This is a genomic window from Pantoea anthophila (genome assembly GCF_026104315.1).
In the GTDB taxonomy this organism is placed as follows: Bacteria; Pseudomonadota; Gammaproteobacteria; order Enterobacterales; family Enterobacteriaceae; genus Pantoea; species Pantoea anthophila.
Window position 1 is genome coordinate 2,133,179 of the sequence record NZ_CP110473.1, and the last position, 25,644, is coordinate 2,158,822.

Genomic DNA, 25,644 nt, shown 5'->3' on the forward strand with positions numbered 1-25,644 from the left:
AAAAAACCGCCCCCCGGGCGGTTTTTTTTATGGCGGAGAAAGCGGAACCCTGACGTAAAAGGCGTTCCCGTCAGAAGCTCTGCCAGTTGTCGTTGTCTGCCACGGCGACAGGCTGACGCTGTGGCGCGGCGATCGCCTTCGCGACCGGTGCGGCTGAAAACGCGGCGTGCAGCGTGCCGGTTTTGAAAACCGCGACCGTTTTACGCAGGTAACTTGCCTGCTCCTCCAGCGAGGCGGCGGCACTGGCAGACTCCTCCACCAGCGCGGCGTTCTGCTGCGTAACGCCATCCATCTCTGAAACGGCGATGCAGACCTGCTCAATGCCACGGGTCTGTTCGGTCGAGGAGGCGGCGATCTCTTCGATCAGCTGCGTGACCCGGCTTACCGATGTCACGATGCTCTCCATCGCGCTGCCCGCCTGCGCGGCGTAACCGGCACCGGTTCTGATCCGCTCAGCAGAGCGGTCAATCAGGCCGCGGATCTCCTGCGCGGCCGTGGCGCTGCGGCCAGCCAGCGATCGCACTTCACCCGCCACCACCGCAAATCCCCGGCCCTGCTCCCCGGCGCGCGCCGCCTCAACGGCCGCATTCAGCGCCAGAATGTTGGTCTGAAACGCGATGCTGTCGATAATAGCGATAATCCCGGCGATCTGGCCGGAACTTTCGCTGATCTGATCCATGTTGGCGATGACCCGGGCCACCGTCTCGCCGCCCTGCACCGCAGTGGTTGACGCCTCTTTTGACACCGTGGTCGCCTGGCGGGCGTTGTCGGCGTTGAGTTTCACCGTCGAGGTGAGCTGCTCCATGCTGGCCGCGGTCTGCTCCAGCGCGGCGGCCTGCTGTTCGGTGCGGGAGGAGAGATCGCTGCTGCCTGCGGAGATCTCCGCCGCACCGGTGAAGATTGAACGGGTAGCGTCATCAACCGAGGTGATGGTCACCACCAGCGCATCGCGCATCTGCTGCAGCTCCTGAACCAGCAGCCCCATCTCATTGCGCCCTTCCTGCTGAATCGCGGAGGTTAAATCACCGCCCGAGATGGCACGCATGTAACCGGTCAGCCTGCCGAGCGGGCCAACCAGCAGTTTTTGCAGCCCGACCCAGACCGCTGCGGCCACCACAACGGTAATCAGCCCGATGGTCAGCAGCGTCCAGAGTGCATCCGTCAGGCTGCGCTGATTATGCTCGGAGGTCGCTTTCATCAGCTGGATGTTCAGCGCACGCCAGGCCTGATAGGCGCTGTCGAGCTGATCCTGGGCGGCCTGCGCCTCCAGGTTGCCGTAGGCCGGGTAGTTGCCCTGCTTCAGAAAGGTGATGGAGGCGAGCATGGTTTCACGCATCTGCTGATAGGCCGCCTTCACCTGCGTCGCCTGCGCGTCGCTCTGTTTCTCCTGCTGCGTCAGCCCCTGCCAGGCGGTGAAGTCGGCGTCGGCCGCCGCCGCAGACTGCCCCGCCTGCTCCAGCAGCGTCGCCATCGCCGCCAGCGATTTCGGGTCCTGCTGATTCTTCAGGAAACGGATCGCCACGCGGTTGATGGTGACGCGGGTTTTGATCAGGGTTTTTACGGCATCGCTCAGGTGCTGCTGCTGCAGCGTCAGCTGCTCAGCGGCCACGAAGTTTTTATCGGCTTTTGCCATGCCGTTGTAGAACAGGAAACCGGTCAGGGTGAGTAAAATGATGAAGACGGCCAGCACCGCCAGAATACCGTGCGTTATTTTAAGATTTTTTATCATGTGAGCAGGCTCATATCAGAGGAGATAGTAGCGTTATCGGCCAGCGCCGCGTTTATCTGAGTGCCTGATGGAAAAGCTTTTTCACGGCGTGATGCCAGGCACATTCAGCCGGACAAAAAAAGCGCTGCGAAGGCCTCTGAGCGCATTCGCCGCTTAACATCCGCCCCTCTGCTGTGGTTGAATTCGCCCCTTACATTTTTTGCACGTGGTTATCATGCATTACATACAGAGTCTGATGCGTTTTATTGAGGGAAACAGCGTGTTGTCGGCCAGCTTCAGCCTGCTGCTGCTGATAATGGCCGGGATGGTCACTCACCTGATCTGCAAATTCTTCATCGTCAAAGTGGTCAGGAAAGTCTTCTTCAGCAGCCACAAGCAGGGCGTGCCGCTGGACAAAGATGTGCGCCTCTCGCAGAAGCTCTCCAATTTTGTGCCGGTCATTGTGGTCTACAATTTCCTGCAGTTCATGCCCGGCCTGCCGGAGCATCTGAAGATCGCCGTGCAGACCATCTGCGGCATCCTGTTCTTTATCTATCTGTCGATCTTCTTCAACGAAGTGCTGGAGATCGTTAACAGCTCCTATTCGCGCAAATCGAAGCGCAAGAATCACTCGATCAAAGGCTACATCCAGATCGGTAAAATCCTGGTGCACATAATCGCCGCGATCATGATTCTGGCGATCATGTCCAACAAGTCACCGGCGATCATCATCTCCTCGCTGGGTGCGGTGGCCGCCGTCCTGATGCTGATCTTTCAGCATACGCTGCTGTCGCTGGTGGCCAATATTCAGCTCTCCTCCAACGACGTGCTGCAGCTGGGCGACTGGATTGAGATGCCGGATAACAATATCAGTGGTGAGGTGATCGATATTGCGCTGCACACCATCACCATCCGCAACTGGGACAACACCATTTCGCGCATCCCGACCAAGAACTTCCTGACCGAGACCTACACGAACTGGCAGGCGATGTTCTCCTCCGGTGCGCGCCGTATCATGCGCAGCTTTTATCTGGATCAGAAGTCGATCACCTTTGTGAATCAGGAGATGTTGCAGTCGATGAGCCAGATCCGCATCGCCAGCGAAGCGATCACCGGGCTGCTGGACGGGCGCGACATCAGCGCTGTGGGCGACCGCTGGTTTATGGAGAACGGCATTACCAATCTGATGGTGTTTCGTAAATTCCTGACCGCCTGGCTCGCCCAGCGTCACGATATTCAGAAAGAGATGTATATCGTGGTGCGGCCGCTGAAACCGTCACCGGATGGGTTACCGGTGGAGATCTACTGCTTCACCTCCTCCATTCTGTGGGTGGACTATGAGAACACCCAGGCGGAAATTTTTGAGTTTATCTATTCGATGGCCCGTCTGTTTGAACTGCAGATCTATCAGCATCCGGCGGGGTCCGATTTCGCCCGGCTGGCTCAGCCGCACCCCGGGAGCCGGGACGCGCAGCAGAGCAGCGAACAGTAATCCCCTCACGCGCGGCGGCCCCTGCTGCCGCGCGGTTCAGCTTTTACTCAGCGCATAGTTCAGCACTCTGTCATTTTTCATCTGCACGGTCAGCGTCTGCCCCTCGGTGGTATTCAGGGTGCGCGCCTCACTGTAGGTCCATTTCAGCAGCCGCTGCCCGTCCGGGTAGGGTGTTTCACTGTCGGGCTGGCCGAACAGGGCGATCAGCTGGGCTTTGGTGGTCTGACCGGCATGAATCTGCTGCAGATGCGAATTGTCCAGCCGGTGTCCGACCCGGTTAGAGCAGGCAGAAAGCAGCAGCAACACGGCTAACAGGGCGTTTTTTCTCACATCCTCTCCTTAAACATTCAGCGTCACGGGCGAGCCTGTCCGGACGTGCCTGAGCTTATAGCGAATCCGCCCCCTCCGTCAGCCTTTTCTGCGCCGCCCCCGCTTTCACTCATCCCGGATCACGCTGATTCAGCGTCATAAACGCAAATTTTGTTCACCAGCCCCTCCGCCGCCCGGCGAGGGCAACATCTTAGTCTATGATTATTCACTGTAGCCGCGTGGAAGCGGTCTCACCGCCCTTTTCCACCGCATCACACTGAATACCAGTCCAGCTTCCTGGCTGAAGAGACGCGCCGGCCCACCCGGCATCCTGGTCTCGCTGGCAGGTTTATGATTTTTGACATTTGCATGATCAACATCCTTTTCGCGCGATGGACGCCATTGCGCATTTCCAGGCTAAATGAGGCAACTGAATGGAATCCAAATCTTTTTCCAAAAGCTGGGGCGCTGAACGGGTTGCCCGTGATGAGGTGCGTTTTCGCCTCTGGGCAACCGGCCAGCAACGTGTGACGCTGCGCCTCTCCGGTAAAGACATAGAGATGACCCCGCAGGCTGACGGCTGGTTTGAGACGCAGGTTGCCGGTGTGGCCGCCGGCGCGGAGTATGACTTTGTGCTGGCCGATGGCACAGCCGTGCCCGATCCCGCCGCCCGCGCCCAGAAAGCGGAGGTCAACGGCCCCTCTCTGGTGATTGATCCTGATGCTTATCAGTGGCAGAACACGGCGTGGCGCGGTCGTCCGTGGACGGAGTCGGTGGTGTATGAACTGCACATCGGCACCTTTACCCCCGAAGGCACTTTCCGGGCCGCGATTGAAAAGCTTCCGGTGCTGGCGGAAACCGGCATTACCATGATCGAGGTGCTCCCGGTGTCGCAGTTTGGCGGCAACCGCGGCTGGGGCTACGACGGCGTGCTGCTCTATGCACCGCACGCCGCCTACGGCACACCCGATGATTTCAAAGCCTTTATCGACGCAGCGCACGGCCACGGTCTGTCGGTGGTGCTCGATATCGTGCTGAACCACTTCGGCCCGGAGGGCAACTATCTGCCCCTGCTCTCGCCTGATTTCTTCCATCAGGAGCGCAAGACGCCGTGGGGCGCAGGCATCGCCTATGACGTTGATGCGGTTCGTCGCTACATTGTGGAGGCGCCGCTCTACTGGCTGCAGGAGTTTAATCTCGACGGCCTGCGTTTTGACGCCATCGATCAGATTGACGATCCCAGCGAAAAGCATGTGCTGATTGAGATTGCCGAGCGTATCCGCTCGACGATTACCGATCGCCCTATCCATCTCACCACCGAAGACTGCCGCAATGTCACCTTCCTTCATCCGCGTGATGAAAAAGGCGACGCTCCGCTGTTCACGGGGGAGTGGAACGATGACTTCCACAACGCCGTGCATGTGCTGGCGACCGGGGAAGATCACGCCTACTACCAGGACTTTGCCGATCATCCGGCGCAGCAGGTGGCGCGGGCGCTGGCAGAAGGCTTTGTCTATCAGGGCGAAGTGTCGAAGCAGTCAGGTGAGCCGCGTGGGGTGAAAAGCAGTAGCCAGCCGCCGGTGGCCTTTGTCGACTTTATCCAGAACCACGATCAGACGGGCAACCGGGCGCAGGGTGAAAGGCTCATCAGCCTGGCTGGCGCCGCGCGCACTCAGGTGCTGCTGGCCACCCTGCTGGTCTCGCCGCATATCCCGCTGCTGTTCATGGGCGAAGAGTATGGCGAAACCCAGCCGTTCCTGTTCTTCACCGATTTCCACGGCGATCTGGCTAAAGCGGTGCGCGAAGGCCGCGCCAGAGAATTTGAAGGCCATGCCGGTCACGGTGAAACCGTGCCGGACCCTAATGATGTGACCACCTTTGAACAGTCGAAACTTAACTGGCAAAAGAGGGAGACGCCGGAAGGCCAGCAGTGGCTGGCACTGACGCGTCAGCTGCTCAGCCTGCGTCAGCAGCATATCGTGCCGCTGCTGCAGAGCGCCGGGGGGGACGCCGGCCAGGTGATCACGACGTCAGAGGGCTTCCTCGCGGTGCGCTGGGACTTCCCGGCGGGCACGCTCTCCCTGGCGCTGAACGTCAGCAACCGCACGCAGCCGATCCCCGATCTGCCGGGTAAGACCCTGTTTGCCTGGCCGCAGGCCGCAACTGAACTCGCGCCTGACTCTATCGTGGTGCGTCTGGCTAAGGGAGAAACCGCATGACTATTCCAACCGCAACCTATCGCATCCAGTTCCGCAACGGCATGACCTTTGACCGCGCCGCGGCGCTGGTGCCCTATCTGAAACAGCTTGGGATCAGCCATCTCTACGCCTCGCCGATCTTCAGCGCGACTGCGGAGTCCACCCACGGCTATGACGTCACCGACGTCAATGAGATCGAGCCCGCCATTGGCGGACGCGAAGGATTTGATCGGATGGTCGCCGCGCTGCAGGCCGCCGGACTGGGCCTGATCCTCGACATTGTGCCGAACCATATGGCCGCGTCGCTTGAGAACCCGTGGTGGCGCGACGTGATCGAACATGGCGAACAGAGTCGCTACGCCAGCTATTTTGATATCGACTGGTCACGTCGCCTGACACTGCCGTTCCTCGGTGACACCTTTGAGGCGGTGCTGGCGAATGGCGAGATCAGCGTGCAGCGCGATCCGCAGAGCGGCAAGCCGGCGCTGGCCTACTTTGACAATTTCTACCCGCTGGCCCCACGGACCTGGCAGGATCGGGAAGAGGCGGTGCTCGCCCTGCGCGATGCCGCAGAGATCGCGGCCCTGCATGACCAGCAGCCGTGGCGACTGATGTCCTGGCGCGATGCGCCGCGCGACCTCTCCTACCGGCGTTTCTTTGAGGTGACCGGTCTGGTGGGCGTGCGCGTGGAGGACAAAACGGTCTTTGACGCAGCGCACCAGCTGATTCTTGAACTGGTTCACAGCGGCGCGGTGCAGGGCTTGCGGGTGGATCACGTCGATGGCCTGGCCGATCCGCGCGGCTATCTGGAGCAGCTGCGCCAGGCGGCGGGTCCCGACTGCTACCTCACCGTGGAGAAGATCCTGGGTGAGGATGAACAGTTGCCGGATGAGTGGCCGGTTTCCGGCACCACCGGCTATGAGTTTATGGCGGCGCTCGCCAACCTGCTGGTCGACAGCGATCGCCTGAGTGGCCTGCGCAAAGCCTATCAGGCGGTGATTGGCAAAACCGTGGACATGAAAGCGGAGCTGCGCGCCGCCAAGCTATTGATGGCGAACCGTAATTTTGCCGGAGAATTTAACCGGTTACTCCAGCTGGCGCTGACGATTGCCGACGCAGAGGGCACGCCACAGCCGGAGCCGGAGCTGAAAAATGCGCTGCGCGAGCTGCTGGTGGCGTTCCCCGTCTATCGCACCTACGGCACCCCGGAGGGCCTGACCCCTGCCGACCAGCAGCTGCTGCAGGAGGTGGTCGGCCAGGTGAAAGCCAGCGCCACGGCACCAGACAGCGCGGCGCTCGACTTTCTGACCCGGATTCTGCGGGCAGAGGTCGCCTCTGCGGCCCGCGAGGATGCCACGCAGTTCCGCACCCGCTTCCAGCAGCTGACCGGCCCGCTGATGGCGAAGTCTGTCGAAGATACGCTGTTCTTCCGTCAGCACATGGCGCTGGCGCTGAACGAGGTCGGCGCTGAACCGCTGGCGCGTCACTTCTCGCTGGCGCAGTTCCACGCCGAAATGCAGGCGCGGCGCGAACATCAGCCCGATGCACTGTCGGGCACCTCAACGCACGACACCAAACGCGGTGAAGATGCGCGTGCGCGGCTCTATACCCTGACCGAAGCGCCGCAGCGCTGGGCGGATTGCGTGAGCCGCTGGCGGGAGATCAATCAGGATCAGATCGTCCGGCTGAAAGATGGCCCGGCACCGGAGCCGGCAGTCGAATGGATGCTCTATGAAGCGCTGGCCGGAGTCTGGCCGACCACCCTGCAACCGGACGACGCAGAAGGTCTGGCGGCGCTGGAAGCCCGCTTTGTGGTTTACGTAGAAAAAGCGCTGCGTGAAGCCAAGCTGCGCACCGACTGGGCCGACAACAATGACGCCTATGAAGAGGCGGTGCTGGGCTATGCCCGTCACCTGCTCTCGCCCGCCAGTCACGCCTTCCTTAATGACTTCTGCGAGGCGCTGCAGCCCTTTATCCGCGCGGGCCTGGTCAACAGTCTGACCCAGACCGTGGTGAAACTCACCGCGCCAGGCGTGCCCGATATTTATCAGGGCAGCGAGGCGCTGGACTTCAGCCTGGTCGACCCCGATAACCGCCGCGAGCCCGACTTTGACGCGCTGGCCGCTATGCTCAGTGCGCCGCAGCACGACGGCAGTGAGGCCCACTGGCGGCGTGGCCAGGTTAATCAGCAGGCGATTGTGAAGCTGCTGGCGCTGCGCCAGCAGCAACCTGACCTGTTCCGCCACGGCGACTATCTGGCGCTGGAAGCCGGGGGTGGGCAGCCGGACAAGGTGCTGGCCTTTGCCCGCACCCATGGGGATCAGGCGGTGATTGTCATTGTGTCGCGCCGGGTCTTTGACGCCCTGCCGGAAAACCTGGATCAGCCGCCTGCGGCGCGCTGGGCAGAGATCAGCCTCGCCCTGCCGGACGGGCTGCGTCAGCGCCATTATGAAGATGTGCTGAGCGGTAACACGCTCGATGCAGGCGATGCGCTGGCGCTGGGCGACCTGGCGTCGCAGTGGTGCGCCGTGCTGGTGGCACGCTGAAACCTTTTTTCTGTTACGCGTCAATCTGTTCACTGAATAACGAGGCATCAATGTCAAACAGTCAGCGTTTTGAAATTACGGCGGGTTACAGCCATTTGCTGGGGGCAAACTTTGATGGTCAGGGCGTAAACTTCGCCCTGTTCAGTGCCCACGCCGAGCGGGTGGAACTCTGTCTGTACGATCCCAGCGGTAAAACGGAAATCGCCCGTCTGGAACTGCCGGAATATACCCATGAAATCTGGCACGGCTATGTGCCGGGTCTGAAGCCAGGTGCGCTGTATGGCTATCGCGTCTATGGTCCCTACGACCCGGAGAATGGTCATCGCTTTAATCCGAACAAGCTGCTGCTCGATCCCTACGCCCGCGAACTGGCGGGCGACATCGCCTGGAACGAGGCGCACTTCGCCTACGATCTCTATCACGACGATAAAGATCTCACTTTTGACAGCCGCGACAGCGCGCCGTTTACACCGAAGTGCCGGGTGGTCGATCCCAACGAGTTTGACTGGCAGGACAGGAACCGTCCGAACGTGCCATGGCCGAAAACGGTGATCTATGAAACCCACGTCAAAGGCTTTACCCAGCTCAACACGGCGCTGCCGCCCGAACTGCGCGGCACCTTTGACGGCATGGGCCATAAAGCGACCGTCGACTACATCAAAAGCTTAGGCATTACCTCGGTCGAGCTGCTGCCGGTGCACTGGTTCCCGGACGATCAGCATCTGCTGGATAAAGGGCTGAAAAACTTCTGGGGCTACAACACGCTGGGCTTCTTTGCGCCCGCGACCCGCTACTTCGGCCCGCGCGGCATTCAGGGCTTCCGCGACATGGTTCGCGCCTTTCATGATGCCGGCATTGAGGTGATCCTCGACGTGGTTTACAACCACACCGCCGAGGGGAATGAGCTGGGGCCGACGCTATCGTTTAAAGGCATCGATAACTTCTCCTACTACCGGACCCTGCCGGACCAGCACCGCTACTACATCAACGACACCGGAACCGGCAATACTGTCAACACCTCGCATCCGCGCGTGCTGCAGATGGTGCTCGATTCGCTGCGCTACTGGTCTGAGTCGATGCATATCGACGGTTTCCGTTTTGACCTCGGCACCATTCTGGGACGCGAACCGGATGGCTTTGACCCGCGCGGCGGCTTCTTCGATGCCGTGATGCAGGACCCGATCCTGTCACAGAAAAAGCTGATTGGTGAACCCTGGGATATCGGACCGGGTGGCTATCAGGTCGGCAGCTTCCCGCCAGGCTGGGCAGAGTGGAACGACCAGTATCGCGACACGGTGCGCGACTACTGGAAAGGCAACAACGTTTCGACCGATTTTGCCGCCCGTCTGCTCGGATCCGGCGATCTTTACGATCAGCACGGCCGTCGCCCGTGGGCCAGCGTCAACTTCGTGACGGCGCACGATGGCTTCACGCTCAACGACCTGGTCTCCTACAACGACAAGCACAACGATGAGAATGGCGAAGATAACAACGACGGTCACAATGACAACCGCTCGTACAACTATGGCGCGGAAGGCCCGACGGACGACGAAGGCATCAACGCCGTACGCGAGCGCCAGAAGCGCAACTTCCTCGCCACCCTGATCTTCTCACACGGCACGCCGATGCTGCTGGCAGGCGATGAGTTTGGCCGCAGCCAGATGGGCAACAACAACGGCTACTGCCAGGACAGTGAAATCTCCTGGGTTCACTGGGATAACCTGCCGGAATCCGCCGAAGCGCTGCGTGCGTTCACCCGCCAGATCCTGAGCCTGCGTGCTCAGCAGCCTCTGCTGCGTCGCGAGAACTGGCGCGACGGCATGGATATCAAATGGTTCAACGCCGGCGGCGGGTTCCAGCAGAGTGAGCAGTGGGATGAAGGCTCCACGCTGGGCGTCTATATCGGGCGGCCCGACCTGCAGACCGAAGAGGGCATCTGGCACGATGTGCTGATGCTGCTTAACCCGTTTGAGGGCAACGTGCCCTTCCGTATCCCGCAGTTTGGTGAAGGGGGCTGGGTGCTGGAGCTGACCACCAGCGACGTGGCGAAACGCGGTCTGGTCATCACCAAAGAGAAGGATTTTGAGCTGGAAGGACGCAGCTTCGCACTGTTCAGACGTCCCTGACTGGGAATAACGGTAAGGCTTCAGGCGCAGCGCCTCTGACGCTGCGCTTGAATTTCTGGCAATCACTGCCAGGCTTAACCGGTTGTTAAACGTGAAAATTGATGCTGATAAGGAGGCATAATGTCCAGATTTACGCAGAAAGTTGTGGTTGTGACAGGTGCCGGGTCCGGCATTGGTGAGGCGAGCGCAAAACGCTTTGCAGAAGAAGGCGCGTCAGTGGTGCTGGTGGGACGCACCGCGCAGAAACTCGAAGAGACGCTGGCCGGACTGACGCCGGGTGACCACCTGGTAGCGGCCTGCGACGTCTCAGACGCTGCCCAGGTTAAACAACTGTCAGAAACCGTGCTGAACAAATATGGCCGGGTTGACGTGCTGGTGAATAATGCTGGCGTGATTGTCCAGGGCCGCATCCATGAAGTGGACCTTGATGACTGGAAAACGCTGATGAAAACCGACCTGGACGGGGTTTTCCACGGCGTTCACTACTTCATGCCTGCCCTGCTGAAGAGCAAAGGTAACGTGGTTAACATCTCCTCGGTCTCCGGCTTAGGCGGTGACTGGGGCATGAGCATCTACAATGCCGCCAAAGGGGCGATCACCAACTTTACGCGTGCCCTGGCGATGGACTACGGCGCGGACGGCGTTCGCATCAATGCGATCTGCCCGGGCTTTACCTTTACCGATCTGACGGAAGATACCAAACAGGATCCGGCGCTGCTTGAGCGCTTTTATGATCGTATTCCACTGCGTCGCGCGGGTGAGGCGGATGATATCGCCAGGGCTATTGTCTTTATTGCCAGCGATGAGGCGAGCTATATTACCGGCGTCAATCTGCCGGTCGATGGCGGGCTGACCGCATCAAACGGACAGCCTAAACAGGCATAATCCTCAGGGCAGCGTCTTAACGCTGCCCTTTTTTAATTCAGACTACCCCCGCTTTTATTCCCGCCCTTATCTGCTTTCCCGGAAAAAAGAGCCCGGCGCTTAATGTTTTGGCGTATGACGGGTTGGCGTGGCAGCGCGTGCCGGTTTAATTACCGTACTGCTGCCCGGACAAATAAAAGTACTCAGGCAGGCATTACAGAGAATGGCATTGGCATGATGTATTTTCGCCACGGCCAGCGCCTGCTGACGGGTATAAAGCGAACCAATAAACACGCGCTTATCGTTCTTTGACAGATTAACGCAACCTTCTTTGTGTAAAATCCATCCACCCATGGGACGCGGGCACAGATAATAATAGCTGGCTTTGAGCATGGTAGTCATCCTGATAGTTGCTGTATGTGTCTTAAAAAAACGAACCAAAATTCGTAAGAGATTTTATTTGTAATCTGAAGCTTTATTAAACTAACTGAGAATTATCCCTAAAACCACTTTATTACAGAGGGCGGACTGACTTTGAGAATATGCCCTTTTTACCCGCCTCACTCGCTTCAGCTATTTATCGCCGCCGATCCCCGCCTGCCGCTTCAGCGCGTCATAAGCATTTACCGTGCTAATGCATGCCAGAACAGCATATAATCTAAATTATACATATAAAACAATCGCTTAAAATGAAATCCTTCAGGAATAAAAGCTTCTGCCGTCCGGGTCATATCAGACGCAGCGCTGAAATCACTTACCCCCGCAGGGGTAATTATGAGTATTAATGAACTGAAGCTGAAAAAGTGTGAAAGCGACAGAGGGCGCGCCTCTAAGCGGAACGCTAAATCCCCTGGCTTCGCGGATTTATCAATACCGGTGGACGCATCCAGCCGTGCCCGGTTTGCAAAAGTAAAACGAACGGTTTACTTTTAAAGGATGAAAAAACGCGATGACATCATTCAGGCTGCCGAGCGGCTGTTTTACACTCACGGGTTCCACGCCACCAGTACCGACCAGCTCTGTCGGGAAGCGGGCGTCTCCACCCGAACCTTCTATCATCACTTTCCCTCACGCGAGGCGATGACCGCTGCGGTGATGGCGGCGCGTGAGCAGCGCTTTATGGCTGAGCTGCTGCCGGCCCACCAGCCGGAGGCGATCGCGCAGCTGTTTAGCGTGCTGGCCAGCTGGACAGAGGCAAACGGTGCGCACGGCTGCTTCTTCCTTAAAGCCTGGGGAGAATATGCCGGACGGGATCAGGCGCTGGCAGAGCAGGCGCTGGCATTCCGCGCCGCCATGCGCCGCTACATCACCGACTGTGTAACCTGCCTGCACGGTGCCGAAGATCAATCATTGAGCGATGCCATCTGGATGCTCTTTGAAGGGGCGATTACCACCGCGCTGATTACCGGCCCCGCCGCCGCGCAGCATGCGGCGCAGATCGCCAGCCAGCTGCTGCTCCAGAAAGGGGCTTCCTGATGAGGTCGCCTGCTGCGCTGGCTCTGACCGGCTTCAGCCTGATCGCGGTAACCTATGGCATGGCCCGCTTCTCATGGGGGCTGATGCTGCCCGCCATATCGGCAGCGATCCCGTTAAGCCCGCAGCAGACGGGTCTGCTCTCCGCCTGCAGCTTTGTCTCTTACTGTCTGACCATTCTCAGCGCCGCGACGCTGGCCCGGCGCTACGGTGCGCGGCTGACGGCGCTACTCGCCTCACTCTGTGCGACGGCAGGTCTGCTGCTGCTTGCCCTCGCCACCTCGCCGCTGCTGCTGGCGGCCGGGCTCTTTATCGCCGGATTCAGTTCCGGCCTGGCGTCTCCCGCCCTGGCGGCGGCAGTCAGTGCCTGTGTGCCCGCGGCGCGCCAGCCGCGCATCAACACCCTGATCAATGCCGGTACCAGCGCGGGGATTATCCTCTCCGTTATCATTCTCGGCACGCTGCCGGGCGGCTGGCGCGCCGCCTGCGGGCTGTTCGCCCTGCTCGCTCTGGCCTGTGCGCTGCCGGTGATGCGTCACATATCCTCTCACACCGCTGCTCAGAGGCCGCAGAGGCGTCACGGGCAGCCGCGCCTGTACTGCCGCGCACTGCGGCGGCTGATGGGCATTGCGCTTGTTTCAGGCCTGATCAGTGCGGCCTGGTGGAGTTTTGGATCGGTGCTGCTGCGTCAGCACGTCGGCGTGGATGCGGAGAGTGCCCGTTTGCTCTGGCTGATTGCCGGAGGAGCGGGTATTGCCGGTGTGCTTACCGGCCCGCTGGCTGCCCGTATCGGACTGAATGGGGTCTACCGGCTCGCGCTGTGCGGAATGGCCGTGCCGCTGCTGGTGCTGGCTTTGAGCCGGGGCGACTCTGCGGGCTTAATGGTGGCGGTGGCCTGTTGTGGCGCAGGCTATGTCACGCTGTCAGGGGTGTTGCTGGTCTGGGGCGCGCAGGCCACCGCTGACGATCCGGCAACCGGCGTCGGGATGCTGTTCTTTATGCTGGCAGCAGGTCAGGTGGTGGGATCGCTGCTGTTTGGCCAGCTCTATGCCGCGCTGGGCGCCGTTACGGCTTTGACGCTGTTTGCTGCCAGTGCCCTGCTGCTGCTGTTTGTTGTTCCGCGCCGTGTGAAAGCGCCACAAAGCGATCGGCGGCAGCCGTGAACAGAGCGAAAAGAGGGATAACGCACATTTTCTGGCGAATAAATATAACCTCCGCACGCGGAGGTTATTAAGCGTGGCGGGCGAGAGCGGAATTAATCAGTTCAGCGCCCGGATATTATTAATGCGCGGATTAATCGTCTGCTCAGTTAAATCGTCATCAGCACCAAGATAATAAGGCACGACGCAATGCCTGCCATCTTTGGTAAAAATAATCTGGTTATCGTGCAGAAATAGCGCAGTGAAATGACCGAGCACCACACCATTTAATTCAAAGCAGTGATTTCTCGCGGCGCGCAGCCCCTGCTTACTTTTCAGAAAATCAACAAATCGCATCACGCCGCACCCCCGGATATTAAATCAGCTCAACCGAAACCGCAGAGATAATAGCCCTAACCCCGGAATGAATCATCCGGCTGGCGCGGTTTTCAGAAAAGGCTTAATACCCCCGGATATCGCCTCTTTCATGCTGTCTGGCATTCTGCCCTCCGATTTGCCAGGATTAATCCTGGTAAGCGAGCCGACAGGAGAGAATGCGCACCCGCAAGATTTTCATTGCGTCCCCTGACGACCCGCTATACCGTTGTTTTTTCACCGGGTAAAGCCGTTAAAGATAATACCGGAGCGTGACAATGGAAATTTTTGCAGCAGAGGATGTTCATATCCCGGCGATTCAGCAGATTTACGCCTGGCATGTTCTTAATGGCACCGGCTCCTTTGAGACGGTTCCGCCTGACGTCGCCGAAATCGCCGGGCGGATGCACAAGATTCAGCAGGCGGGCCTGCCGTGGTTTATCGCCGTCAGCGACGGTGAGGTGCGCGGTTTCTGCTATCTGGCCCCCTATCGTCCGCGCCATGCGTACCGGCACACGCTGGAAGATTCGATCTATATCGATCCGGGATTTCAGCAGCGTGGCGTCGGGTCACGCCTGTTACATCATGCGATTGCCTGGGCAGAGCAGGCGGGGTTTCGTCAGCTGATCGCTAACGTGGGCGACAGCGGGAACCAGGGCTCCATTGCGCTGCATCGCGCAGCGGGCTTTGAGATGACCGGCATCCTGCGTTCGGTCGGGTTCAAACAGGGCCGCTGGCTGGATACGGTTTTTATGCAGCGTGCGCTGGGAAAAGGTGATTCAGCGCTTCCTGTCGACTAAAATAGTTCCAGAGTAAGAAAGGCGCACTCCCCCTCGTTCTCCCCAGGAGAACCTTCTGGTAAGGTGTGTTAACAAAAAATAAAAAATCCCGGAAATCTTTATGTTGTCGACAATCATCTACAGAAGCCACATCACTGAAAATGTGTCACTGGGGCTTCTGCATGATTTGGCATTAAAAGCGAACAAAATCAACAAATCATCCAGCGTCACCGGGATTCTGTTGTTCAATGGAACACACTTTTTTCAGCTGCTGGAAGGTCCGGAAGCGGCCGTAAAAGCGGTCTATAACCGGATTTGCCAGGATCCGCGCCATCATAATCTGGTTGAACTGTTGCGCGACTACGCGCCAGCGCGACGGTTTGGTCACGTCGGTATGGAACTGTTCGATCTCCGTCTGCACGATAAAGAGACGGTACTGGAAGCGGTGCTGGAGAAATGCACCACCCGCTACCAGATGACCTATTCCGACCGCGCTCTGCAGTTCCTGCGTACCTTTGTCGAAGCGCGGGAAAAAGAGAACTATTTTGAGATCCCTTCCGCCAGCGGCTGGACCTTTATCCGCGACGAGTCAGAGCAGCGTGAAGGCGATGCCGCACTGATGGCGACGGATGAGGTCAGCTTCGCGTTTCAGCCAATCGTCGATCCCTTTGCCTGTGAAATCGTTTCACTGGAGGCACTGCTGCGCGGCCCGCAGGGTGAACCGCCACTGGATTATTTTGCCGGACTGTCACGTGAACAGCTCTATCAGACCGATCTGCAGTCGAAAAAAATCGCGTTTGCTCAGGCAAAACAGCTGGGGATTGAGGGGATGACCCTGTCGATCAACCTGCTGCCGATGACCCTGGTAGAAGTGCCCGATGCGGTTCCGTTTTTGCTGGAGGCGATCGCGGCCCAGGGGCTGGTGCCGGAGCAGATCATGGTGGAGTTCACCGAGAATGAAATTATCTCGCAGCCGGATGCCTTTGAAGCGGCCCTTCGCCAGCTGAAGGCGGCGGGCATCAGCCTCGCGCTGGACGATTTTGGCGCTGGCTTCGCCGGGCTGTCGCTGCTGACCCGCATTCAGCCCGACAAGATCAAGATTGACCGGGCGATTATCTCAGGCGTGCATAAAAGCGGACCGAAGCAGGCGATCATTCATGCCATTCTGAAATGCTGCTCGTCACTGGAGATCGGCGTGATCGCGGAGGGCATCGAACAGCCCGAAGAGTGGATGTGGCTCGAAGCGGCAGGCGTGACCCAGTTTCAGGGCTTCCTCTTCTCAAAACCTGAGCTGAACCGCATTGCGGCCGTCGCCTGGCCAGAGCTGCTTTAACCCCCTGCGATTTGGATGATTTTGCGCTTCCCTGCCTTGCCGGATCCCCTGGCGACTGCTAAATAATAAACAGCGCCGGGCGATCATTTTTCTGTCATCTTCGCCCGGCAGAGTCAGTTATTGCCCAGTCTGTGATTACCGATTTAGCAGTCAGATGTTCAGTGTTTAGGCCAGCGCAACGCGCCATGCGTGCGACGTGACTCCAGGGACAGCATTTGAGGAACTGAATGAAGCAAATCATCCGCGGTGATAAAGAACCCTCCCATATCCTGGCAGCAACCCGTGCGCTCGAAGCGCACTACGCCCGCTACGGAGAAGGCAATAAGTATCATCCCATCATCTACTCCATCGCCTACCGCAGCCGTTTTTATCAGGTCGAAGTCATTACCCGACGCGAAACCATGGTGGCAACCGTGATTACCGGCGTCCGTAACCTCACTCATCTCCCTGGTGCCGCCTGACGGTCACCCCTTACCCAGCGGGGGCTGACCGCCCCCGGTTCGCAGGTTAACGCCGGTAGAGCGCATTGGCCGGATAGATGGCGCCAATCACGCTTTTCTCCCGCGCGCCCGTTACCGCAGGCAGATTGCCCGGCAGCCCGGAGAGCGTGCGAAACGCCAGCCAGGCAAACGCCAGCGCTTCCATATCGTCCCCGCTGATACCCGCCGCATCGGTAGTGGTCACCTCGGTGCCGGGAAGATGAGCAGCCAGGCGCGCCATCAGCAGCGGATTACGGCTGCCGCCGCCGCACACCAGCAGACGGTCACAGCCATCGTTGAGCAATATCTGCTGGGTGATGGTTATGGCGGTCAGCTCCACCAGCGTCGCCTGCACATCCTGCGGAGCCAGCCCCGGGAAATAGCGCAGATGCTGCTCCAGCCAGCCCAGATTAAAGTGCTCGCGCCCGGTGCTTTTGGGTGGCGGCAGCGCAAACCAGGGCTCCCTTAAGAGCGCCTCCAGCAGCGCCGGAACCCGCGTACCGCTTCGCGCCCACTGTGCATCTTTGTCATACGGCAGGCCCTGATTCCGCCAGATCCAGGCATCCAGCAGCATATTACCGGGACCGGTATCGAAACCCCGCACCGGCTGCCCCGGTATCAGCAGCGAAAGGTTGGCGATGCCGCCAATATTCAGCACCATGCGGCGTTCCGTGGCATCCATCAGCAGGGCCTGATGAAAAGCCGGCACCAGCGGCGCGCCCTGCCCGCCCAGCGCCATGTCACGGCGACGGAAATCGCCCACCACCGTGACGCCGGTCGCCGCCACAATCTGGTTGTTGTCGCCAATCTGCAGGGTGTTGGGCGCGTCGCTCTGCGGCTCATGCCAGACGGTCTGACCATGACAGCCAATCGCCGTGATATCGCTGGCCTCAAGGGATTCGCGCTTCATCAGCGTGACGACCGCCTCGGCAAACAGCTGGCCGAGACGGGTGTCCAGTTGCCCCAGCTGCGACAGCGTCAGGGATTGTCCCTGACAGATCGCGAGGATCGCCTGGCGCAGCCCGGCGGGGATAGGATGCGAATAGCTCGCCTGCTGAGCCACCATATTTTCGTCAATGGCCGCCAGCACCACATCCACTCCATCCAGGCTGGTGCCTGACATTACTCCGATATAGCGTCCTGATTTCATAGCCATTCCTTACATCCGGCGGGAGGTGCAATTTATCTGCGGCTAGCCTGACAAATTACACCCGCTAATTCTATGATTAATTTGTTTTTATCCAAATGTGCTGACCGGTAACGCCGCGGAACTATTTTTGATCCACGATTGAATTATTGTTGATCTTACATAGTCTATGCTTCGTTCAACCGTGTTTTATTCGGACAGGGATTAATTTGCCAGGTTTGTGTCTTATACTGTGAGCAGGATACAGCGGTAAACGTGGCGCCTTCTCGACTAAAGGAGTTTCAGATGATTAAGCGTGTAATTGTGGTCGCTCTGACCGGTGTCATGCTGGCAGGTTGTAGCAATACCAGTACGCTGTCGGGTGATACCTACAGTGCCAGTGAAGCCAAGCAGGTGCAGAGCGTCTCTTACGGTACGTTAGTTTCCGTTCGCCCGGTGAAAATTCAGGGTGGCGATGAGAGTAACGTTATCGGTGCCATCGGCGGTGCCGTGCTGGGTGGCTTCCTGGGTAACACGATTGGCGGCGGCGCAGGTCGTAGCCTGGCGACAGCCGGTGGTGCGGTGCTGGGCGGCGTTGCGGGCCAGGGCGTTCAGGGCGCAATCAATAAAACCGATGGCGTTGAGCTGGAAATCCGCAAGGATGACGGCAACACCATCATGGTGGTTCAGAAACAGGCCGCCTCACGCTACTCCGTTGGTCAGCGTGTCGTGATGGCCTCTAACGGCAGCCAGGTCACCGTTTCACCTCGCTGAGATAGCAAAAAAAACCGACGCCTGGGCGTCGGTTTTTTATTTCTCTTTGTTCTGCAGTTCGAGAATGTTTTTCTCAAGCCGGGCGATAAGCGTCACCATCTGGCTGATCTCTTCCCGACTGATGCCGGACAAAATGTCGTCCCGCGTCTCATCAATCACGCTCTCCACCTGCTCAATGATAGGCTCCGCCTGCTGCGTGAGTTTGATGCGCTTGGCGCGACGATCGCTGGCACAGGTCGAGCGGGTAATTAACCCTTTTTCTTCCAGCTGATCCAGCGTGCGGACCAGGGAGGGCTGTTCAATGCCAATCGCCTTGGCTAACTGGATCTGCGACTGTTCGGGCGGCAGTTGATGAATATTGTGCAGCGTCACCCAGTGAGTCTGAGTCAGCTCAAGCGGCTTCAGCCGCTGATCAATCAACGCGCGCCAGATGCGCACCAGGCGAGATAAATCCGTTCCGAGGGGCGTATCCATTTCATCTCCTTATAATTAGCTTGCTAGCTATCAAGCCAGATTCTACACTATTCTGCGAGTTTACAGGACAAATTACAAATCCCGGGCCAGGCCAGGAAATCGCGGCAGCGCTCTCCCCCTGCCGTTTGGGTTAACGAGGGATGTTATCACGTGCTCACCTCCGCTTTTTCAGGCGCGAAACCGCTGACCGATCTGGTCGTGGGCGCCTCACTGTTTTTTCCGCCGCTATTCAAGGCGGTGCTTCTTGGCTTCTTTTTCTGGCTGCTGATCCACCCCCTGGTGCGCGGCTGGATCTACTCCGGCGACGTCTGGCATCCCACCCTGTTTGATCTCTCCCTGTTTGTGCTGTGCGTTACCGCCGCACTCTGGCTCATCGGTCACGGATAATCGATATGAAATTTAACGCGGTAAAATATTTTTCCACCCTCATCGTCTTCGCCCTGGCGCTGCTGGCGGGGGGCTGGCTCTGGAACTACTACATGCAGTCCCCGTGGACCCGCGACGGTAAGGTGCGGGCAGAGCTGGTGGATATTACGCCTCAGGTGTCGGGCCGGATTGCTCAGCTCAGCGTCACCGATAATCAGTTTGTCCATCAGGGCCAGCAGCTGCTGACGCTCGACCCGGTGCCGTGGCAGATTGCGCTCGACAACGCCGCCGCCCAGCTGAGCAAAGCGCAGGCGGATCTGGCGAAAGCGCAGCATGAATTTAACCGGCGCGCTCATCTGCCGCGTAACATTATCTCTGCAGAAGATCTCGATGCGGCGCGCCTCAGCGCCGGGGCCGCGGCTGCCAGTGCCAAAGCGGCGCAGGCGGAATGGGAGCGGGCACGCTGGAACCTGCAGCAGACGACGCTGACCGCCCCGACAGATGGCTGGATCACCAATCTGACGCTGCGGCCGGGCAACTATGCCGCGGCGGGAACGCCCCTGTTTGCGCTGGTGGACAGTCACTCTTACTACGTGATGGGCTATTTTGAAGAGACCAAGCTGCGCCATATTCAACCGGGCGCCGCAGCACAGGTGGTGCTCTACAGCAATGGCGCACAGCTGCAGGGCCAGGTGGAGAGCATAGGTCGCGCCATTTACGACCAGAGTATTGAGACGGACAGCGGTCTGGTGCCCGATATCAAACCCAATGTGCCCTGGGTACGGCTGGCGCAGCGGGTGCCGGTGCGCATTCGTCTCGACCCGCTTCCGGCACACACTGAGCTGATTGCCGGTACCAGCTGCACCATCTCCATCCAGCCATGAATATGCAGTGGCTGGCCTGGGATCAGCTGCCCTGGATTAAGGCGACGGGTGGACAGTGGCGCTACGCGTTGCGCAACGCGATATCAATGTGTCTGGCGCTGAGTATCGCCTATGGTCTGGATCTCGATGAACCTTACTGGGCGATGACCTCTGCCGCCGTCATCAGCTTTCCCACGGTCGGCGGGGCAATCAGTAAAAGCCTTGGCCGCATCGCCGGCAGCCTGGTCGGGGCGAGCGCCGCCCTGCTGATTGCCGGTCACACGCTGAATGAACCGTGGCTGTTCACCTTTGCCATCGCTGGCTGGCTGGCGCTCTGCACCGGCATTGCCAGCCACTATCAGAATAATGTCGCCTACGCCTTCTCCCTGGCCGGTTATACCGCCGCCATCATCGCCTTCAGCAGCGTCAATATTACGGACATTACCGCATTGTGGACTATCGCTCAGGCGCGCGTCTGCGAAGTGATCTCCGGCATCCTGTGCGCCGGATTGATGATGATGGTGCTGCCGAGCACTTCCGATGGTGAGACGCTGATTACCTCGCTGAAACAGATGCACGCCCGACTGCTGGAACATGCGGTCCTGCTGCTGCAGCCTTCCGCCAGCGAGGGGATCCGCACCGCGCATGAGACGGTCATCAGCCAGATCCTGACCATGAATCTGCTGCGCATTCAGGCGTTCTGGAGTCACTATCGCTTTCGCCGCCAGAACAACGTCCTGAACTACGTGCTGCACCAGCAGCTGCGTCTTACCAGCGTGCTCTCCAGTCTGCGCCGCATGCTGCTGAACTGGCCCGACGCCCCTGCCGCGCTGTTTGAGGCGCTGCAACAGCTGCTGGCGGAGCTGGCGAAACCGGACTGCGACAAATACCGGCTGGCACAGATCCTGCGCAGCGTGACACCGGCGGCGTCGGGCGACTATCGCCAGCGCGCGTTCTCTCACCGGCTGCGCTACTTCTGCTGGATGTACCTCAACGTGCTGCGCTGGATCAGGCTGCTGGATCGTGCCGATGCGGATACCCGCTTTCAGCCTCCGCCGGTTCCGGCGCTGGCGCGCGACAGTGACAGCGCCGAAGCGGGCTGGAGCGCCCTGCGCACCTTCTGCGTTATCGTGCTGGGCTGCGCCTTCTGGATCAACACGCAGTGGTCTTCAGGCGCTTCAGCCCTGACTCTGACCGCGATCGCCTGTGTGCTCTACGCCTCTGCGCCCTCACCCGGCGGCAGCGTGACGCTGCTGCTGAAAACGCTGCTCTGGCTGTTTGCCTTCAGTTTTGTGATGAAGTTCGGCCTGATGGTGCAGATCAGCCTGCTGTGGCCCTTTTTACTGGTTCTGTTTCCGCTGCTGGTGACGCTGCAACTCTTTAAGTTACAGCAGAAACAGCATGCCGGGATGTGGGGACAGTTTATCGTCTTTATGGGCTCGTTTATCGCGGTCACTAACCCGCCCGTCTGGGACTATCAGGCGTTCTTCAACGATAATATTGCCAAAGTGTGCGGGGTACTGCTCGCCTGGCTGGCTTTCCAGATCCTGCGCCCCAGCTCCGATGCCCGGCGCAGCCGGCGGCATATCCGGGCACTGCGGCTGGCGTTCCTCGATCAGCTGCGGCGACAGCCCCGGCTCAGCGAGAGTCGCTTTGAATCGCAGATCTACCATCGCATCAGCCAGCTCAGTCACAGCCGGGATGAACAGGCGCGGGTCTGGCTGCTGCGCTGGGGGGTGGTGCTGCTCAACTGCTCGCATATTGTCTGGCAGCTGCGTGACTGGGGTGCCGGTCCGGCGTCGCTGCTGCGGTTTCGCGATGAGAGCCTGCAGAATTTACAGCAGATTATCAGCAGCCGTGGCGTGCAGCACAGCTCGCTTGATCGGATGCTGCTGGAACTGGAGGAGACGATCGCCTCGCTGCTGGCGCAGGGCAGCAACGAGGCCAGTGAACTGGCGGGGATTATCTGGCGCCTGCGCTGTTCGCTGGCACAGCTGAAACAGGCGGTACCGGCCTGACTACTGACAATACTGCTGCTGCTGGCGGTTAAAATCGTCCTGCAGCTGTTGCAGCGTTTTGTGCCCCTCAAAACGGGTCTTATCCATCTCGGTCATCGGTTCGATCACCAGCGCTTTCTCATCCGGTGAGAAGATAAAGCGGCGCGTCAGTTCGCTGCCGGTGAAACTCTGACCGTGAATGCCGCCGCACACCATGGTCATGGTGCGGCGATAAATCGTGGTTTCAGTGAAATTGGTTTCCGTGGCGCTGCGGAAGACCTGATCGCACCCTTTCGCTTCCAGCTTGCGCACCGTGCTGCGGCTCAGCCATTCACGACCTTTGGCAATCTTTTCGCAGGTGACACGCATCGGGCTGGTATCGATGGTGCGCTGAAGTTCCCGCCCGGTTTCAGTAACCAGTTGCGTATCATTGGGTTTATCGCATCCCACCAGCAGCAGACTCAGCAGTAATGCGCCCTTGAATTTCATGTTCCTGCTCCTTTCCCCATCACGCTTTCGTACCTGAATCAATATCATAGGGGGGAAATGCAGGGGATGGTACAACAATTAATAAACCGGCAGGAGAAAAGCGGGCGGCTGGCATGGGCCGCCCGGAAATTCAGATAACGCCGCAGGCGTAACGTGCCCCGCCACCGCCCAGAGGTTTGGGATGGTCGGCATGGTTGTCACCGCCGACATGGACCATCAGCGCTTTGCCTTTAATCTCACTCAGCGACTTCAGTCGCGGTGCCAGTACCGGATAGGTTGCGTTACCCTGGTCATCAACATAGACCGCAGGCAGGTCGCCCAGATGACCTTCCGCATACGGCCCCAGATGTTTGCCGGTGTTAGCCGGATCGAGATGCCCACCGGCCGCCCCGGCAGCCACCACTTTGCCCTCAGACTCGCCCGGCTCACAGCTGCCTTTGGCATGGACATGGAATCCATGAATGCCCGGCGTCAGCCCTTTCACATCCGGTGTGAACTTCAGACCATACTCTGTCTCATCAATCTTTACGGTGCCCAGCGATTTCCCTATGCCCTCAGCGGTGACCTGATGAACCGTCACCTGTTCATTGGCGGCGTGGGCTGACCCACAGGCGATCAGCGCGAATAGCGCGACTGCTTTCATTTTCATGATGACTCCGTTTGCATACCAGGGTGTGCAATAAGTCTGGCCGCTGTTGCGCTAGTTTGCTGAAAATTGACGCACTTTTACGCTCAGGGCACATCGTAGCCCAGCGCGGCCTTACGAATGCGGAACCACTGCTGACGTGACAGCGTCACGCTCAGCGCACCGACCGCGTCGCTGACCCGCGCCGTTTTGCCCGACCCGATGATCGGCAGCGGACGCGACGGCAGCATCAGAATCCAGGCATAGACCACCTGATCCAGGCTGCTCGCCCCGGTCTCCTGACGCACCCGCTCCAGTTCATCGCGCAGTGGCTGGAAATGGGGATCGTTAAACAGGCGACCGCCCCCCAGACAGGACCAGGCCATCGGCCGGATACGCAGTTGCTGACACTGATCCAGCGATCCATCCAGCAGTCCGCTCTGCTGCACAGGGGAGATCTCGAGCTGGTTAGTGACCAGCGAGAACGGCAGGCGGGACTGCAGCAGGGAGAACTGGGCCGGGGTAAAGTTGGAGACGCCAAAGTGCAGTACCTTGCCGCTCTGGTGCAGAGCCATAAAGGCATCGGCGACCTGATCCGCGTCCATCAGCGGATCGGGACGATGGATCAGCAGCAGGTCGAGACGATCGGTGTGGAGGTGACGCAGCGAGTTTTCTGCGCTCTGGACGATATGCTGTTTATCGGTGATGTAGTGACCAATCTGGTTTTCCGGGCGGGCACGGGTAGCGATGCCGCATTTGGTCACAATCTGCAGCCGATCGCGCAGGCCAGGAGCCAGCTTCAGCGCCTCACCAAACGCCGCTTCACACTGATAGTCACCATAGATATCGGCGTGATCAACGGTGGTAATACCGAGGCTGAGGTGATGCTCAATAAATGCGAGCCGCTCCTGAGGCGACATGCCCCACTCCATCAGACGCCAGTACCCCATAACCAGCGGTGAAAAATCGGGCCCCTGCAGAGCAATGGCTTGCGGTTGTGACATGACGATCTCCCTGTTGCACGTTGGCTGACATTAGCGTGTCAGAGAGTATAACGGAAAGCGCCAGGCCGTCAGAATAACTCCGGCTGCTGCGGTGCGGGTGGCTCTTCGCCCTTTTGCTGGCGCAGCAGACGCTGACGCCGCATCTGGCACAGGCGAATCACCTCGCGCTTCTGGGCATCACTGAAGCGCAGCCAGTTAAACCGCTCATCGCGGCTGCGTAAACATCCCAGACAGTAGCCGCGCGCATCGCTCTCGCAGATGCCGCGACAGGGGCTGGGAACCGGGAAAAACTCAAGCTGCTCGGCCACTACGTCTCCGGAGTCACAGAATAACCAGTCAAAGTAACAGCGTAGCCTGGTTGCACAGGAAATGAGCCTCAGCCGGTCACAATAATGTCGCTGTCGCGCGTACGGGTGAACACTCTGTGCCATCGTGTGGGCCGATCGTTGCAACCGACCGACTGGTCTACTACTCTCAATGCCATGAATAAGACGCCACAACGCAACGAAACCCGCGAGCACCTGCTTCAGACAGGTGAGCAACTCTGTCTGCAACGCGGGTTCACCGGAATGGGCTTAAGCGAACTGCTGTCACAGGCGGCCGTACCGAAAGGCTCCTTCTACTATTACTTCCGTTCCAAGGAGGCGTTTGGCGTGGCGTTACTGGAACGCTACTTTGCACGCTTCCTGCAGGATGTGGAATTACAGCTCAGCCGGACGGATGGCACCCCGCGCGAACGCCTGCTCAACCACTTCCGTTTAGCGGTCGATCTGTTCGTTCAGCAGGGCCACATTGTGGGTTGCCTGGGCGTGAAAGTCTCTGCGGAAGTCTGCGATCTCTCTGAGCCGATGCGCGATGCCCTGCAGCAGGGTGCGGCGAAAATCACCGCGCTCTATGCGCGGACGCTGACTGAAGCTGTGCAGCAGGAGTCGCTGAACCTGCCGCAGCCGCCTGCACAGATGGCGGAGTTGCTGTCGCTGCTCTGGCTGGGTGCCAGCCTGCAGAGCAAAATTTCCCGCGAGGCGCAGCCCCTGCGCCTCGCACTGAGTACCATCGAACAGTGGCTAGAACGCCACTGATTTTTAAAAAACGTGTTTGTAGACGA

At 59.1% G+C, this 25,644-nt stretch carries 26 protein-coding genes; 16 read left to right on the forward strand and 10 right to left on the reverse strand.

Going from position 1 to position 25,644, the window contains the following annotated elements; translation table 11 throughout:
• Positions 1-70: 70 nt before the first annotated feature.
• Entirely contained in the window at positions 71-1,729 is a 1,659-nt protein-coding gene (locus OJ965_RS12450) for a methyl-accepting chemotaxis protein (RefSeq protein ID WP_009090421.1), read from the reverse strand.
• Between the two features lie 214 nt (positions 1,730-1,943).
• On the opposite strand from OJ965_RS12450, the gene OJ965_RS12455 reads away from it, so the two are divergent.
• Positions 1,944-3,200, forward strand: a complete 1,257-nt coding sequence (locus OJ965_RS12455; RefSeq protein ID WP_009090423.1) for a mechanosensitive ion channel family protein — start codon at positions 1,944-1,946, stop codon at positions 3,198-3,200.
• Positions 3,201-3,236: 36 nt separating this feature from the next.
• Here the strand turns inward: OJ965_RS12455 and OJ965_RS12460 are convergent, their stop codons facing one another.
• The gene (locus tag OJ965_RS12460) at positions 3,237-3,530 is read right to left on the reverse strand and encodes a hypothetical protein (protein ID WP_009090426.1); all 294 of its coding nucleotides are present in this window, start codon (positions 3,528-3,530) and stop codon (positions 3,237-3,239) included.
• 413 nt (positions 3,531-3,943) lie between these two features.
• On the opposite strand from OJ965_RS12460, the gene treZ reads away from it, so the two are divergent.
• The 4 genes from treZ to budC all read left to right on the forward strand — a co-directional run bounded on the left by treZ (position 3,944) and on the right by budC (position 11,264).
• Positions 3,944-5,728 carry a malto-oligosyltrehalose trehalohydrolase gene (gene treZ / locus OJ965_RS12465; protein ID WP_140028487.1) on the forward strand — a complete coding sequence of 595 codons (1,785 nt, stop codon included), beginning with the start codon at positions 3,944-3,946 and terminating at the stop codon, positions 5,726-5,728.
• Complete coding sequence (gene treY, locus OJ965_RS12470; RefSeq protein ID WP_265136052.1) at positions 5,725-8,253, forward strand: malto-oligosyltrehalose synthase; 2,529 nt, start codon at positions 5,725-5,727, stop codon at positions 8,251-8,253. The genes treZ and treY overlap by 4 nt, the downstream gene beginning before the upstream one ends.
• 50 nt (positions 8,254-8,303) lie before the next feature.
• Positions 8,304-10,379 (forward strand): glycogen debranching protein GlgX, encoded by a 2,076-nt coding sequence (glgX, locus tag OJ965_RS12475; protein ID WP_058956644.1) that lies wholly within the window; start codon positions 8,304-8,306, stop codon positions 10,377-10,379.
• Between the two features lie 120 nt (positions 10,380-10,499).
• Positions 10,500-11,264 (forward strand): meso-2,3-butanediol dehydrogenase, encoded by a 765-nt coding sequence (gene budC / locus OJ965_RS12480; protein WP_154928127.1) that lies wholly within the window; start codon positions 10,500-10,502, stop codon positions 11,262-11,264.
• Between the two features lie 99 nt (positions 11,265-11,363).
• On the opposite strand, the gene OJ965_RS12485 is transcribed toward budC, so the two are convergent.
• Positions 11,364-11,636 (reverse strand): hypothetical protein, encoded by a 273-nt coding sequence (locus tag OJ965_RS12485; protein WP_009090436.1) that lies wholly within the window; start codon positions 11,634-11,636, stop codon positions 11,364-11,366.
• 381 nt (positions 11,637-12,017) lie between these two features.
• On the opposite strand from OJ965_RS12485, the gene OJ965_RS12490 reads away from it, so the two are divergent.
• The 3 genes from OJ965_RS12490 to OJ965_RS12500 are packed head-to-tail and all read left to right on the forward strand — an operon-like array spanning position 12,018 to position 13,879.
• The gene (locus OJ965_RS12490) at positions 12,018-12,176 is read left to right on the forward strand and encodes a hypothetical protein (protein ID WP_265136058.1); all 159 of its coding nucleotides are present in this window, start codon (positions 12,018-12,020) and stop codon (positions 12,174-12,176) included.
• Positions 12,177-12,179: 3 nt separating this feature from the next.
• Positions 12,180-12,719: a TetR/AcrR family transcriptional regulator gene (locus tag OJ965_RS12495; protein WP_046101747.1), complete on the forward strand. Its 540-nt coding sequence runs from the start codon at positions 12,180-12,182 to the stop codon at positions 12,717-12,719.
• A complete protein-coding gene (locus OJ965_RS12500; protein ID WP_154928126.1) occupies positions 12,719-13,879 on the forward strand; it encodes an MFS transporter in 1,161 nt (386 codons plus the stop codon). Before OJ965_RS12495 ends, OJ965_RS12500 begins: the two co-directional genes overlap by 1 nt.
• 96 nt (positions 13,880-13,975) lie before the next feature.
• On the opposite strand, the gene OJ965_RS12505 is transcribed toward OJ965_RS12500, so the two are convergent.
• Complete coding sequence (locus tag OJ965_RS12505) at positions 13,976-14,212, reverse strand: hypothetical protein (protein WP_009090441.1); 237 nt, start codon at positions 14,210-14,212, stop codon at positions 13,976-13,978.
• A 296-nt stretch (positions 14,213-14,508) separates the two neighbouring features.
• Here OJ965_RS12505 and OJ965_RS12510 point away from each other — a divergent pair, with 296 nt between their 5' ends.
• The 3 genes from OJ965_RS12510 to OJ965_RS12520 all read left to right on the forward strand — a co-directional run bounded on the left by OJ965_RS12510 (position 14,509) and on the right by OJ965_RS12520 (position 16,803).
• Positions 14,509-15,030 carry a GNAT family N-acetyltransferase gene (locus tag OJ965_RS12510; RefSeq protein WP_009090443.1) on the forward strand — a complete coding sequence of 174 codons (522 nt, stop codon included), beginning with the start codon at positions 14,509-14,511 and terminating at the stop codon, positions 15,028-15,030.
• Positions 15,031-15,130: 100 nt separating this feature from the next.
• A complete protein-coding gene (locus tag OJ965_RS12515; RefSeq protein ID WP_009090445.1) occupies positions 15,131-16,342 on the forward strand; it encodes a diguanylate phosphodiesterase in 1,212 nt (403 codons plus the stop codon).
• A gap of 227 nt (positions 16,343-16,569) precedes the next feature.
• Positions 16,570-16,803: a DUF4060 family protein gene (locus OJ965_RS12520; protein WP_009090450.1), complete on the forward strand. Its 234-nt coding sequence runs from the start codon at positions 16,570-16,572 to the stop codon at positions 16,801-16,803.
• A 46-nt stretch (positions 16,804-16,849) separates the two neighbouring features.
• On the opposite strand, the gene anmK is transcribed toward OJ965_RS12520, so the two are convergent.
• The gene (gene anmK, locus OJ965_RS12525) at positions 16,850-17,971 is read right to left on the reverse strand and encodes an anhydro-N-acetylmuramic acid kinase (protein WP_046101745.1); all 1,122 of its coding nucleotides are present in this window, start codon (positions 17,969-17,971) and stop codon (positions 16,850-16,852) included.
• 282 nt (positions 17,972-18,253) lie between these two features.
• Between anmK and slyB the strand changes: the two genes are divergently transcribed.
• On the forward strand, positions 18,254-18,721 hold the full coding sequence (gene slyB / locus OJ965_RS12530) for an outer membrane lipoprotein SlyB (RefSeq protein WP_009090452.1): 468 nt from the start codon (positions 18,254-18,256) through the stop codon (positions 18,719-18,721).
• A 36-nt stretch (positions 18,722-18,757) separates the two neighbouring features.
• On the opposite strand, the gene slyA is transcribed toward slyB, so the two are convergent.
• The gene (gene slyA, locus OJ965_RS12535) at positions 18,758-19,195 is read right to left on the reverse strand and encodes a transcriptional regulator SlyA (protein WP_009090453.1); all 438 of its coding nucleotides are present in this window, start codon (positions 19,193-19,195) and stop codon (positions 18,758-18,760) included.
• Positions 19,196-19,345: 150 nt separating this feature from the next.
• Here slyA and OJ965_RS12540 point away from each other — a divergent pair, with 150 nt between their 5' ends.
• The 3 genes from OJ965_RS12540 to OJ965_RS12550 are packed head-to-tail and all read left to right on the forward strand — an operon-like array spanning position 19,346 to position 22,442.
• Positions 19,346-19,582: a DUF1656 domain-containing protein gene (locus OJ965_RS12540; protein ID WP_046101744.1), complete on the forward strand. Its 237-nt coding sequence runs from the start codon at positions 19,346-19,348 to the stop codon at positions 19,580-19,582.
• Positions 19,583-19,587: 5 nt separating this feature from the next.
• A complete protein-coding gene (locus OJ965_RS12545; protein ID WP_154928124.1) occupies positions 19,588-20,445 on the forward strand; it encodes an efflux RND transporter periplasmic adaptor subunit in 858 nt (285 codons plus the stop codon).
• The gene (locus OJ965_RS12550; protein WP_265136071.1) at positions 20,442-22,442 is read left to right on the forward strand and encodes an FUSC family protein; all 2,001 of its coding nucleotides are present in this window, start codon (positions 20,442-20,444) and stop codon (positions 22,440-22,442) included. Before OJ965_RS12545 ends, OJ965_RS12550 begins: the two co-directional genes overlap by 4 nt.
• On the opposite strand, the gene OJ965_RS12555 is transcribed toward OJ965_RS12550, so the two are convergent.
• The 4 genes from OJ965_RS12555 to OJ965_RS12570 form a co-directional block, all read right to left on the reverse strand.
• The gene (locus tag OJ965_RS12555; protein WP_154928122.1) at positions 22,443-22,910 is read right to left on the reverse strand and encodes a hypothetical protein; all 468 of its coding nucleotides are present in this window, start codon (positions 22,908-22,910) and stop codon (positions 22,443-22,445) included.
• A 130-nt stretch (positions 22,911-23,040) separates the two neighbouring features.
• Positions 23,041-23,559 (reverse strand): superoxide dismutase [Cu-Zn] SodC, encoded by a 519-nt coding sequence (gene sodC, locus OJ965_RS12560; RefSeq protein WP_265136074.1) that lies wholly within the window; start codon positions 23,557-23,559, stop codon positions 23,041-23,043.
• Positions 23,560-23,642: 83 nt separating this feature from the next.
• Positions 23,643-24,539 carry an aldo/keto reductase gene (locus OJ965_RS12565; RefSeq protein ID WP_111207411.1) on the reverse strand — a complete coding sequence of 299 codons (897 nt, stop codon included), beginning with the start codon at positions 24,537-24,539 and terminating at the stop codon, positions 23,643-23,645.
• Between the two features lie 68 nt (positions 24,540-24,607).
• Complete coding sequence (locus OJ965_RS12570; protein WP_009090473.1) at positions 24,608-24,847, reverse strand: DUF1289 domain-containing protein; 240 nt, start codon at positions 24,845-24,847, stop codon at positions 24,608-24,610.
• A 174-nt stretch (positions 24,848-25,021) separates the two neighbouring features.
• Here OJ965_RS12570 and OJ965_RS12575 point away from each other — a divergent pair, with 174 nt between their 5' ends.
• Entirely contained in the window at positions 25,022-25,618 is a 597-nt protein-coding gene (locus OJ965_RS12575; RefSeq protein ID WP_033736271.1) for a TetR/AcrR family transcriptional regulator, read from the forward strand.
• Positions 25,619-25,644 lie beyond the last annotated feature (26 nt).